Genomic DNA, 13916 nt, shown 5'->3' on the forward strand with positions numbered 1-13916 from the left:
ATGACCGCACCCTCGGACAAGATCGTCGACGCACTGCGCGCCGCGCTGCGCAGCAACGAACAGCTCAAGCAGCGCAACGAGCGCCTGGAACAGGTCGCACGCGAACCGATCGCGATCGTGGGCATGGGGTGCCGGCTCCCCGGCGGTGCCGACAGCCCCGACCGGCTGTGGGAGCTGCTGGCCGGAGGGGAGGACGCCATCTCGCCGTTCCCCGACCGGCCCGGTTGGGAGACCGAATCCCTCGTCGACCCCGACCCCGACCGGCGCGGCACCACCTACGTCAGCGAGGGCGGCTTCCTCCACGACGCCGACGGCTTCGACGCGGGCTTCTTCGGGATCTCCCCGCGCGAGGCCCTGGCCATGGACCCCCAGCAGCGGCTGCTCCTCGAAGTCGCCTGGGAGACCCTGGAGAGCGCACGGATCTCCCCGGCCTCGCTGCGCGGTACCGCCACCGGCGTCTTTACCGGGGCCACCGGCCAGGACTACGGACCCTTCGTCCACGAGTCGGGCATCGACACCGAGGGCTACCTCGCCACCGGCGTCGCCACGAGCGTCGCCTCCGGCCGCATCGCCTACGTCCTGGGCCTCGAAGGCCCGGCGGTCACCGTGGACACCGCCTGCTCCACCTCCCTGGTGGCCCTGCACCTGGCCGTGCAGTCCCTCAGGTCCGGCGAATGCTCGCTGGCCCTGGCCGGCGGCGCCCAGCTGATGACCAGCCCGTCCACCTTCCGCGAGTTCAGCCGGCAGCGGGGCCTGGCCCCCGACGGCCGCTGCAAGCCCTTCTCGGAGGACGCCGACGGCACGGCCTGGAGCGAAGGGGTCGGACTGCTCCTCGTCGAACGCCTCTCGGACGCCCGCCGCAACGGCCACCGCGTCCTGGCCGTGGTGCGCGGCACGGCCGTCAACCAGGACGGCGCCTCGAACGGCCTCACCGCCCCGAGCGGCCCCGCCCAGCAGCGCGTCATCCGCCAGGCCCTCGCCAACGCCCGCCTGACCTCCGCCGACGTGGACGTCGTCGAGGCCCACGGCACCGGCACCACGCTCGGCGACCCCATCGAGGCCCAGGCCGTCCTGGCGACCTACGGCCAGGACCGCCCGGCGGGCCGGCCGCTGTGGCTCGGCTCGGTCAAGTCCAACCTGGGCCACACCCAGGGCGCGGCGGGCGTCGCGGGCGTCATCAAGATGGTCCAGGCGATGCGCCACGACCTCATGCCGAAGTCCCTGCACCTGGGCACCCCGTCGTCCCATGTCGACTGGTCGGCCGGAGCGGTGGAGCTGCTGGCCGAGGCCCGCGACTGGCCGCGCGGCGAGCGGCCGAGGCGCGCCGGCGTGTCGGCGTTCGGGATGAGCGGCACCAACGCCCACGTGATCCTGGAGGAGGCCCCCGCCGAGCAGACCCCCGAGGCCCCGGACACCGCCCCGTCGCCGTCGGTGGTTCCGTGGTTGCTGTCGGGGCGGAGTGCCGCCGCGTTGCGGGGGCAGGCGGAGGCGCTGGGCCCGGTGGCCGCTGACGCCGATCCGGTGTCGGTGGGGTGGTCGCTGGCGACGACCCGGGCGCGTTTCGAGCACCGTGCGGTGGTGCTGGGTGCGTACGGTTCCGGCCTCGCCGCCCTGGCCGCCGATGAGCCGTCGGCGGCCGTGGTGTCGGGCGTCACCGGCCCGGTGGGGCGGTCGGTGTTCGTGTTCCCGGGGCAGGGGGCGCAGTGGGTCGCCATGGGTGCCCAACTCCTCGCTGATTCGCCGGTGTTCGCCGGTGTCGTGGCTGAGTGTGAGGCTGCGATGGAGGGGCTGGTGGACTGGTCCGTCACCGATGTGCTGCGGGGCGGTCCGGACGCGCCGTCGCTGGAGCGGGTGGATGTGGTTCAGCCTGCGTCGTTCGTGGTGATGGTCGCGCTCGCGGAGGTCTGGCGGTCGTACGGGGTGACGCCTTCGGCTGTTGTCGGTCATTCGCAGGGGGAGATCGCTGCCGCGTATGTGGCGGGTGCGTTGTCGCTTGAGGACGCGCTGCGTGTGGTGTGCGTGCGGAGCCGGGCGATTGCGGGTCTGGCCAGTGGTAACGGGACGATGGCGTCGGTCGGTGCCGGGGTGGACCGGGTCGAGGAGATCTTGTCCGCCTGGGACGGCCGGGTGTCGGTCGCTGCCGTCAACGGGCCGTCCCAGGTGGTCATTTCGGGTGAGATCGAGGCTGTGGAAGAGGCCGTGGCCCGGTGTGTGGAGCTGGGGTTGCGGGCGCGCCGTATCGCGGTCGACTACGCCTCCCACTCGCCCGCCATGGATGTGCTGCATGACGAGCTGACGGCCAGTCTGGCCGGGATCAGCCCGCGTGCGGGGACGATTCCGCTTCTGTCGACGGTGACGGGTGAGTTCACCGACGGCTCCGACATGACCACCGACTACTGGGTGACGAATCTCCGTTCCCGGGTCCGTTTTGCCGAGGCCATCGAGGAGCTGGCGAACGACGGCTACGGGGTCTTTGTCGAGGTCTCCTCCCACCCCGTGCTCTCCGCGGCGATCGAAGAGATAGCCGACGATGCCGTGGTCACCGGCTCCCTGCGCCGCGACGACGGCGGGCTCGACCGGTTCCTGGCCGGAGTGGCCGAGCTGTGGGTGCACGGCGTGGACGTCGACTGGACGGCCGCGTTCCCCGAGACCCGTCCGGCGCTCGTGGATCTGCCGACGTACGCCTTCCAGCGCAGCTCCTACTGGCCCGAGGTCCGTGCCGATGAGGCGACCGTCTCCGGTGAGGGGACCGCCGCCGACCGGGAGTTCTGGGCGGCGGTGGAGCGGGCCGACGCGCAGGCGCTGGCCGGGACGCTCGACGCGGAGGCGGCGGTCATCGATCCGCTGCTACCCGCGCTCGCGGACTGGCGGCGCAAGCAGCGCGAGCAGGACACCACCGACTCCTGGCGCTACGAGGTGAAGTGGCGCCCGTGGCGTACCGGTGACGGGCGGCCGGAGCCGGCCGGGGACTGGCTGGTGGTGCTGCCGGAGAGCGAGGCCGGGACCGAGTACACCGCAGGTGTGCTCGACGCCCTGCGCGCGCACGGCGTCGAGGTGCGGACCCTGGTGACGGCGGACGGCGACGGCGAACGGGCGGCCCTCGCCGAGCGGCTGCGCGCCCTGGTGCCGCAGCCGGCCGGGGTGCTCTCGCTCGGGGCGCTGGACGAGCGCCCGTACGCCGGGCAGCCGGCCGTGCCGTCCGGGCTGGCGGCCACGGTCGCGCTGGTCCAGGCACTGGGGGACGCCGAGATCACCGCCCCGCTCTGGATCGCCACCCGGGGCGCGGTGGGCATCGGCTCCTCCGACCCGGAGCCCAGCGCGGCGCAGGCGGGCATCTGGGGGCTCGGCCGGGTCGTCGGCCTCGAACACCCCGACCGCTGGGGCGGGCTCATCGACCTGCCCGCACTCCTCGACGCACGCGGCGCGGCGCGGCTCGCCGCCGTGCTGGCCGACGGCGGCGAGGACCAGATCGCGCTGCGCGCCTCGGGCTCCTACGTACGCCGTCTCGTCCACGCCCGGCCCGAGGACGCCCGGGTCCGCCGCTGGCGGCCGCACGGCACCGCGCTGGTCACCGGAGCCACGGGCGGCATCGGCGCCGAACTGGCCCGGTGGCTGGCCGCCGAGGGTATCGACCATCTGATCCTGACCAGCCGGCGCGGCGCCGAGGCGCCCGGGGCGGCGGAACTGCGCGACGAACTGACCGCACAGGGCGTCGGCGTCACACTCGCGGCCTGCGATGTCGCGGACCGCGCGGCCCTGGCCGATGTGCTCGGTCTGGTGCCCGAGGCGCACCCGCTGACGGCGGTCGTGCACGCGGCGGGCGTCGGGGAGTTCGCGCCCCTGGCCGAGCACCGCGCCGACGGCCTCGCGGACGTGCTGGCCGCGAAGACGCTCGGCGCCACCCACCTGGACGACCTGCTCGGGGACCGGCCGCTGGACGCGTTCGTGCTGTTCTCGTCCAGTGCCGGGGTCTGGGGCAGCGGCGGCCAGGCGGTCTACGCGGCGGCCAACGCCCATCTCGACGCCCTCGCCCACCGCCGCCGGGCGGCGGGCCGGACCGCCACCTCGGTCGCCTGGGGCGCCTGGGGCGGCGCGGGCATGGCCGCCGACGACTCGATGGCCCGCCATCTGGGGGCCCGGGGCATCCGCGCGATGGCGCCCGCCTCCGCGTTCGCCGCGCTGCGCGCCGCCGTCGAGCGCGACGAGACCACCGCGATCGTGGCGGACATGGACTGGGAGCGCTTCGCGCCCGCCTTCGCCTCCGCCCGCCCCCGCCCGCTCCTCGACGAACTCCCCGAGGCCGTACGGGCCCTGGCGGCCGGGCAGCCGGAGGGCACCGGGCCGGACGCCACCGACGACACCCTGCGCCGCCGTCTGGCCGCACTGACCCCGGCCGAGCAGCAGCGCGAACTCCTCGACCTGGTGCGCGCCCACGCCGCCGCCGTCCTCGGCCACGCGGACGCCGACGCGATCGAGCAGGGCCGCGCCTTCCGCGAGCTGGGCTTCGACTCGCTCACCGCCCTGGAGCTGCGCAACCGCCTGGGCACCGCCACCGGACTCCGGCTCCCCGCCACCCTGGTCTTCGACCACGCCCAGCCCCGTCTGCTGGCCGCCTTCCTCCGTACCGAACTCCTCGGCGGCACCTCCGCCGCCCAGGACACCACCGGCACCCCGGGCACCGGCTCCGGGGCGGCCGACGAGCCCATCGCCATCGTCGGCATCGGCTGCCGCTACCCGGGAGACATCCGCTCGCCCGAGGACTTCTGGAACCTGCTCGCCGCCGGGACGGACGCCCTCTCCGCGCTGCCCACCGACCGGGGCTGGCCCACCGATGTCGCCGGGGTCCGCGAGGGCGGATTCGTGTACGACGCGATCGACTTCGACGCCGGGTTCTTCGGCATGAGCCCGCGCGAGGCCCTGGCCACCGACCCGCAGCAGCGACTCCTGCTCGAAACCGCCTGGGAGGCGTTCGAGCACGCCGGGATCGACCCGACCTCGGTACGCGGCAGCCGTACGGGCGTCTTCATCGGCTGCAACAGCATGGGGTACGGCAGCGGACTGCCGTCCGTTCCCGAGGAGGTCAAGGGGCATCTGCTCGTCGGCAACGCCACGAGCGTCGTCTCGGGCCGCGTCGCGTACACCCTCGGTCTGGAGGGTCCGGCGGTCACGCTCGACACGGCCTGCTCCTCCTCGCTGGTCGCGCTGCACTGGGCCGCCCAGTCCCTGCGCTCCGGCGAGTCCACGATGGCCCTGGCCGGCGGTGTGGCCGTGCTGGTGACACCGGACAGCTTCACCGAGTTCAGCCGGCAGGGCGGTCTCGCCGGGGACGGCCGGTGCAAGGCGTTCTCCGACGACGCGGACGGCACCGGCTGGGGCGAGGGCGCGGGCGTCCTCGTCCTGGAGCGGCTGTCCGACGCCCGCCGCAACGGCCACCGCGTCCTGGCCGTGGTGCGCGGCACCGCCACCAACCAGGACGGCGCCTCCAACGGGCTCAGCGCCCCCAGCGGCCCCGCCCAGCAGCGCGTCATCCGCCAGGCGCTGGCCACCGCCGGGATCTCGGCCGCCGAGGTGGACGCGGTCGAGGCGCACGGGACGGGCACCCGCCTGGGGGACCCGATCGAGGCCCACGCACTCCTCGCCACGTACGGCCAGGACCGGCCCGAGGACCGCCCGCTGTGGCTCGGTTCCGTGAAGTCGAACCTCGGCCACACCCAGGCCGCCGCCGGGGTGGCCGGCGTCATCAAGATGGTCCTGGCGATGCGGCACGGCGAACTGCCCCGGACCCTGTACGCCCGGACGCCGTCCACGCACGTCGACTGGTCGGCGGGCGCCGTGGAACTGCTCTCCGACGCACGGCCCTGGCCCGCCGGCGACCGGCCGCGCCGGGCCGGGATCTCCGCCTTCGGCATCAGCGGGACGAACGCGCACGTCATCCTCGAAGAGGCGCCCGCCGCGCCGGAACCCGCCCGGACCACGGCCCCGCTGCCCGTCGTCCCGTGGCTCCTCTCCGCCCGGTCGCGCGACGCCGTCGCCGCCCAGGCCGCCCGGCTGCGCGACCGCGCGGCGGAGGCGGGCCCGGCCGATGTGGGCGTGTCCCTGGCGACGACCCGGGCCGCCCTGGACCACCGCGCCGTCGTCCTCGGCACCGGCACCGACGACCTGCTCGACGGGCTGGGCTCCCTGGCCGACGGCGTCCCCGCCCCCGGCACGGTGACCGCGACGGCCGGCGACGGCCTCACCGGCTTCGTGTTCTCCGGCCAGGGCGGTCAGCGGGTCGGCATGGGACGTGAACTGACCGACTCCTTCCCGGTGTTTGCGGAGGCCCTGGACGAGGTGTGCGCGCACTTCGACGCGCTGCTGGACCGGCCCCTGCGCGATGTCGTGTTCGAGGACGCGGAGGCCCTGAAGAACACCGGCTGGGCGCAGCCCGCCCTCTTCGCCGTCGAAGTCGCCCTCTACCGGCTCGTGGAGTCGTGGGGAGTGCGTCCGGACTACCTGGCCGGTCACTCGGTGGGTGAGCTGGCCGCCGCGCATGTTGCCGGGGTGCTGTCCCTGGCGGACGCTGCCCGGCTGGTGGCGGCGCGTGCGGGTCTGATGCAGGCGCTGCCGTCCGGTGGTGCGATGTGGGCGGTGCGGGCGAGGCTGGACGAGGTCGCTCCGCTGCTGGTGGAGGGCGTTTCGGTCGCCGCGGTCAACGCGCCGGGGCAGGTGGTGCTTTCGGGTACCCGTGAAGCCGTCGAAGCGGTGGCCGCGCGGTTGTCGGGGCGTCAGTCGCGGTGGCTGGAGGTCAGTCACGCCTTCCACTCCCCCCTGATGGACCCGATGCTCGACGCCTTCACGGCTGTCGCCGCCGAGTTGGCGTACGAGACGCCTCGTATCCCGATCGTGTCCACGCTGACCGGGGAACCGGTCACCGAGTTCAGCGCCGCGTACTGGACCGACCAGGTCCGTGGCACGGTCCGCTTCGCGGACGCCGTGACCCGGCTCAAGGACCTCGGGGTCACCCGGTTCCTGGAGCTGGGCCCGGACGCCACCCTCACCGGAGCCATCGACGAGACGTACGCGGACGCCGCGTCCGTGGGGGCGCTGCTGCGGCGGGACAAGCCGGAGCCCGTCACGTCCGTCACCGCGCTCGCCCAGCTGTGGGCGGCCGGGGCCGAGGCCGACTGGGGCGCGTTCTTCGCCCCGGCCGGGGCACGGGTCACCGAACTGCCCACGTACGCCTTCCGGCGCCGGCGCTACTGGCTCGGCGCGGGCGCGGATACCCGGGACGGGTGGAACCACCGCGTCGTCTGGCGCCCCGTCACCGAACGGCCCGGTCCGCTCGCCGGGCGCTGGCTGGTGCTGGCCCCCGGGACCGGTGACGACCCCCTGGTCACCGGGCTCACCGACGCACTCCGCGCCGCGGGCGCCGAGCCCGAAGCGGTCGCGCTCGCCCCGGACACGGACATCGCGCCGCTCCTCGCCCCGCACACCGGGGCGGCCGGGGTCGTCTGCCTGCCGACCGGGGCCGCCGGGACGGGAGCGGCCCGGACCGGCTGGCTCGCGGACGTGGTGCGCGGGCTCGGCGAGGCATCCGTCACGGCGCCCCTGTGGTGCGTGACCAGCGGCGCCGTCGCCACCGGGGACGACGACACGGCACCGGACCCCGAGCAGGCCGCCGTGTGGGGGCTGGGCCGGGTCGCCGCGCTCGAACACCCCGACCGCTGGGGCGGACTGGCCGACCTGCCGGCCCGTCCGGCCGCACCGGACCTCGAACGGCTCGCCGGTGTGCTGGCCGGGACGACCGGCGAGCACGAGGTCGCCGTCCGCGCGACCGGGCTGTCCGTACGACGGCTGGAACGCGTGCCCGGCCCGGCCCGCACCGGGGGCGAACCGCCCCTGGGCGCGACCGTCCTGGTCACCGGCGGCACCGGGGCGCTCGGCGGCCACGTCGCCCGGTGGCTGACCGGCCACGGCGCCCGGCACCTCGTCCTCGTCGGCCGCCGGGGCCCCGACGCGCCCGGCGCGACCGCGCTGCGCGAAGAACTGACCGAGGCGGGCGTCCGCGTCACCCTCGCCGCCTGCGACGTCTCCGACCGGGACGCGCTCGCCGCGCTGCTCGACGGACTCGACGCCGACGGCGTCCGCGTCGACGGCGTCGTGCACGCGGCCGGGATCGTCGACGACGGGCTGCTGCACACCATGACCCGCGCCCAACTGGACGCCATCTGGGCGGCGAAGGCCACGGCCGCCGCGCACCTGGACGCGCTGCTCGCCGACCGCGCGCCGGACGCGTACACCCTGTACTTCTCCTCCCTCGCCGGGACCCTCGGCTCCGTCGGCCAGGCCGGCTACGCGGCGGCCAACGCCTACCTCGACGCCCTCGCCGAGACCCGCCGCCGGGCCGGGCACCGCGGGCTGTCCGTCGCCTGGGGCCCCTGGGCCGGTGACGGCATGGCCGCCGACGGCGACCTCGCCGCACGGATGCGGCACACCGGGCTCACCCCCATGGCCGCCCCGGCCGCGCTCGCCGCGCTCGCCCACGCCCTGACCGGCGACGCGTCCGGCGCGGTGATCGCGGACGCCGACTGGGCACGGATGTCCGCCGGACGGACCGGCGGACTGCTCGCCGCGCTCGCCGCGCCCGAGGACACCGCCGACCAGCCGGGCGGCGACGCACCGACGCTGCGGCGCGAGGTGCTGGCCCTGCCCGAACAGGCCCGGCACGCCGCCCTGCTCGACGCGGTCCGCGCCCAGGCCGCCCAGGTCCTCGGACACCCCTCCGGCGCGGACGTCGAACCGGAGGCCGCGTTCTCCGCGCTCGGCTTCGACTCGCTGCTCGCCCTGGACCTGCGCGGCCGGCTCGCCGCGCTCACCGGTCTCGTCCTGCCCGCCACCCTCGTCTACGACCACTCCAACGCCGACGCCCTCGCCCGGCACCTCCTGCACGAGCTGACCGGCACCGACGACACCACGGCCGACACCCCCCTCCCGGCCCACCGGACCGGCGCCGCCGACGAACCCATCGCCGTCGTCGGCATGAGCTGCCGCTTCTCCGGCGGCATCCGCACCCCCGAGGAACTGTGGCGGCTGCTCACCGACGGCGCGGACGGCATCGGCCCCTTCCCCGAGGACCGGGGCTGGGACACCGCCGGCCTCTACCACCCGGACCCGGCCCACGAAGGCACCTCGTACGCCCGGGAGGGAGGCTTCCTCCACGGCGTGGCGGACTTCGACGCCGACCTGTTCGGCATCAACCCGCGCGAGGCCCTGGCCATGGACCCGCAGCAGCGGCTCCTCCTCGAATGCTCCTGGGAGGCCTTCGAACGGGCCGGGATCGACCCGCGTTCCGTCCGCGGCAGCCGCATCGGCGTCTTCGCCGGGACCAACGGCCAGGACTACCCCGCCGCCCTGCACAACTCCGACGAGAACGTGGCCGGCTACCTCGCCACGGGCAGCTCCGCCAGCGTGTTCTCCGGCCGCATCTCGTACACCTTCGGGCTCGAAGGGCCCGCCATGACCGTGGACACCGCCTGCTCGGCGTCGCTCGTCGCCCTGCATCTGGCGTGCCAGGCGCTGCGGGCCGATGAGTGCAGCGCCGCGCTGGTGGCCGGGGCGTCCGTGATGAGCACCCCCGGCGCGTTCGTGGAGTTCAGCCGGCAGCGCGCCCTGTCGCCCGACGGGCGGTGCAAGGCGTTCTCCGAGGACGCCGACGGCACCGGCTGGGGCGAGGGCGCGGGCGTCGTCATGGTGGAACGCCTCTCCGACGCCCGGCGCAACGGCCACCCCGTCCTCGCCGTCATCCGGGGCACCGCCGTCAACCAGGACGGCGCCTCCAACGGGCTCAGCGCCCCCAGCGGCCCCGCCCAGCAGCGCGTCGTCCGCCAAGCCCTCGCCGCGTCCGGCCTCACCCCGCAGGACGTCGACGCGGTCGAGGCCCACGGCACCGGCACCACGCTCGGCGACCCCATCGAGGCGCAGGCCCTCCTCGCCACGTACGGGCAGGACCGGCCCGAGGACCGGCCGCTCTGGCTCGGCTCGCTCAAGTCCAACATCGGGCACACCCAGGCGGCGGCCGGAGTCGCCGGAGTCATCAAGACCGTCCTCGCCCTGGGCCACGCCACCCTGCCCAAGACCCTCCACGTCTCCGCGCCCACCCCGCACGTCGACTGGGAGGGTGTCGCGGGCGGCGGCGTACGGCTGCTCACCGAGCAGCGGGCCTGGCCCGCGCTCGACCGGCCGCGCCGCGCCGGGGTCTCCGCCTTCGGTGTCAGCGGCACCAACGCCCACGTCATCCTGGAACAGGCCCCCGAGCAGCCGGAACCCGCACCCGGCGCGGCACCCGAGGCCCCCGCCCCGTTCTCCGACGCGGTGCTGTGGACCCTGTCCGGCAAGACCCCGCAGGCCCTCACCGACCAGGCCGCCCGGCTGCTGACCCACGTCACCGGCCCCGGCGCACCGGCCCCCGCCGCCGTCGCCCGCGCCCTGGCCACCACCCGTGCCGCGCTCGACCGGCGCGCCGCCGTCATCGGCACCGGCCCCGACGACCTGCTCGCCGGGCTGACCGCGCTCGCCGAGGGCCGCGAGTCCGCCCACGTCGTCACCGCCACGGCCGGCTCACCCGGCAGGACCGTGTTCGTCTTCCCCGGCCAGGGCGCCCAATGGGCCGGCATGGCCACCGAACTGGCCGCGTCCTCCCCGGTGTTCGCCGCGAAGCTCGCCGAGTGCGAGGACGCGCTCGCCGCCCACGTCGACTGGCGGCTCACCGACGTCCTGCACGGTGCGCCCGGCGCCCCCGGCTACGACCGCGTGGACGTCGTCCAGCCCGTGCTGTTCGCGGTGATGGTCTCCCTCGCCGCGCTCTGGCAGTCCTGCGGCGTCCGCCCGCACGCCGTGATCGGCCACTCCCAGGGCGAGATCGCCGCCGCCTGCGTGGCCGGCGCCCTCTCCCTGCCCGACGCGGCCCGCGTCGTCGCCCTGCGCAGCCGCGCCCTGACCGCGCTCGCCGGAAGCGGCGGCATGGTCTCCGTGATGCTCGCCCCCGAACCGGCCGCCGACCTCGTCGCCCGCTACGAGGGCCGCTGCTCGGTCGCCGCCGTCAACGGACCCGCCTCCGTGGTGATCTCCGGCGACGTGGACGCCCTCGACGAACTCCTCTCCCACTGCGAGTCCACCGGCGTCCGGGCCAGGCGCATCCCCGTCGACTACGCCTCGCACAGCGCCCATGTCGACCGCATCGAGGCCGAGGTCCTGGCCGCGCTGCGGCCCATCCGGCCGCAGCGCCCCACCGTCCCGATGCTGTCCTCGGTCACGGGCACCTGGATCGACGGCGAGGAGACGGACGCCGCGTACTGGTTCCACAACCTGCGCCGGCCCGTGATGCTCGACCCCGTCGTCCGCACCCTCGCCGGCCAGGGCCACCGCGCCTTCCTGGAGATGAGCCCGCACCCGGTCCTCACCGTCCCCGTGCGCGAGACCGTGGACGACCTCGCCGACGCAGCCCCGGCCACCGGACAGGTCTTCGTCGGCGGCTCGCTGCGCCGCGACGACGGCGGCCCGCGCCGCTTCGCCGCCTCGCTCGCCGAGGCCCACTGCTCCGGCGTGGACATCGACCTGCACGCGGTCACCGCCGGCCCCGACACCGGCACCGTCCGCGCCGACCTGCCCACGTACGCCTTCCAGCACCGCCGCTACTGGCCGCGCCCCGCCGCACCCGCCCCGGCCACCACCGACCCCGCCGACGCCGGCTTCTGGACGGCCGTCGAACAGCAGGACACCAACGCCCTCGCGGACACCCTCGGCGTCGGCGCCGCCGCCCTCGGCGAGGTGCTGCCCCGGCTGTCCGCCTGGCGGCGCACCCGCCGCGACGCCGCCGCCCTGGACGCCTGGCGCTACCGCGCCGTGTGGCGCCCGCTCCCCGAACAGCGGCCCGCCCGCCCGACCGGCACCTGGCTCCTGCTCACCCCCGACCTCACCGGCACCGCCGACGACGGCACCCGGGAGTGGTGCGAGGCGGTCGGCCGGGCCCTGGCGGGCACCCCCGGAGCCACCCTGCGGACCGCGACCGTCGACACGGCCACCGCGACCCGCGCCTCCCTCACCGACCTGCTCCGCGGGCACCGCGCCGACGCCGGCCCGCCGCACGGCATCGTCTCCCTGCTCGGCACCGACACCCGCCCGCACCCCGAGCACCCCGCCACGCCCGCCGGAGTCTCCGCGACCCTGCAACTCGCCCAGGCCCTGGCCGACACGGACGACGACGCGCCCCTGTGGCTGCTGACCCGCGCCGCCGAACTGGCCGCCCCCGGCGACCGGCTCACCGACCCCGTCCAACGCCAGATATGGGGCCTGGGCCGGGTCATCGGCCTGGAACAGGCCGACCGCTGGGGCGGCCTCATCGACCTGCCCGCCGCCCTCGAAGCCCCCGACGCCGAACGGCTCCGCCACCTCCTGGCCGGGAGCGGCGACGAGGACCAGATCGCCCTGCGCCGCCAGGGCGCCCTCGTCCGCCGCCTGGTGCCCGCACCGCTCGGCGACACCCCGCCCGCCCGCTCCTGGCAGCCCCGGGACACCGCCCTCGTCACCGGCGGAACCGGCGGCCTCGGCGCCCACATCGCCCGCTGGCTCGCCGCCGCCGGCACCCGACACCTCGTCCTCGCCGGCCGCCGGGGCCCCGACGCCCCCGGCGCCGACGCCCTGCACAAGGAACTGACCGCGCTCGGCGCCGACGTGACCATCACCGCCTGCGACGTCGCGGACCGGGACGCGGTCGCCGCCCTGCTGGCCGGGCTGCGCGACGAAGGACACCGACTGCGCACCGTCGTCCACGCCGCCGGACTCGTCCAGGCCACCCCGCTCACCGAGATGAGCCCCGCCGAATGCGCGGACGTGCTCGCCGCCAAGACCTTGGGCGCCACCCATCTCGACGCACTGATCGGCGAGTACTTCGACGAGGACGCACTCGACGCCTTCGTGCTGTTCTCGTCCAACGCCGGGGTCTGGGGCAGCGGCGGCCAGGCCGCCTACGCCGCCGCGAACGCCGCGCTCGACGCCCTCGCCCAGTCCCGTCGGGCCCGTGGCCGCACCGCCACCTCCGTCGCCTGGGGCGCCTGGTCCGGCAGCGGCATGGCCGCCGACCCGGCCGCCGAGGAACAACTGCGCCGCCGGGGCGTCGACGCCATGGCCCCCGACCGGGCCCTCGCCGCCCTGCGCCAGGCCCTGGAGCACGACGAGACGCTGCTCACCGTCGCCGCCGTCGACTGGCCGCGCTTCGCGACCGGCTTCACGGCGGCCCGGCCCCGGCCGCTGCTCGCCGAACTCCCCACCGGGGGCCCGGCGGCGGACGGCCCCGGCCCCGGCACACCCGCCGGGCAGCCGGACGACGACGTCGCCGGCCGGCTGCGCGCCATGGTGGCCGCCGAACGCGACGCCGCCCTCCTCGACCTCGTCCGGACCGCCGTCGCCGCCGTCCTGGGCCACGACGAACCCGACGCCATCGAGGTCGACCGGCCCTTCAAGAGCCTCGGATTCGACTCCCTGACCTCCGTGGAGCTCCGCAACCGGCTGACGAAGGCGACGGGCGTCAAACTGCCCGCCACCCTCGTCTTCGACCACCCCACGGCCCTGGACCTCGTCGGAAGGCTGCGCACCGGACTCCTCGGCGAGCAGTCCGCACCGCTCGCTCCGGACCAGGCAGTTCTTCAGGAGCTGGACAAGATTGAGGCCGGAATTTCAGCTCTTTCCCCAGACCACGACCTCGACGCCGTCCAAGCCCGGCTGCGCGGCCTACTGTCGGCGCTGGGGGACAGGCAGACCGTGGATGACGAGGTGCCCGTAACCCGCAAGTTGGAGACAGCGACAGACGACGAGCTGTTCGAATTCATCCACAGGGAGTTCGGTAAGTCTTCCTGAGCGAAAGCCGAAGCTACCGTCTC

At 75.7% G+C, this 13916-nt stretch carries 1 protein-coding gene; it reads left to right on the forward strand.

Annotated elements, in window-relative coordinates; all coding sequences use genetic code 11:
• Nucleotides 1-13893, forward strand: a complete 13893-nt coding sequence (locus tag ACWCXC_RS15980; RefSeq protein ID WP_450889253.1) for a type I polyketide synthase — start codon at nt 1-3, stop codon at nt 13891-13893.
• Nucleotides 13894-13916 lie beyond the last annotated feature (23 nt).

This window comes from Streptomyces sp. NPDC001515 (assembly GCF_053597115.1).

What these genes read in the sequence shown, in the direction of transcription:
- ACWCXC_RS15980 (WP_450889253.1), top strand. Translation starts at nt 1, where the DNA reads ATGACCGCACCCTCGGACAAGATCGTCGACGCACTGCGCGCCGCGCTG.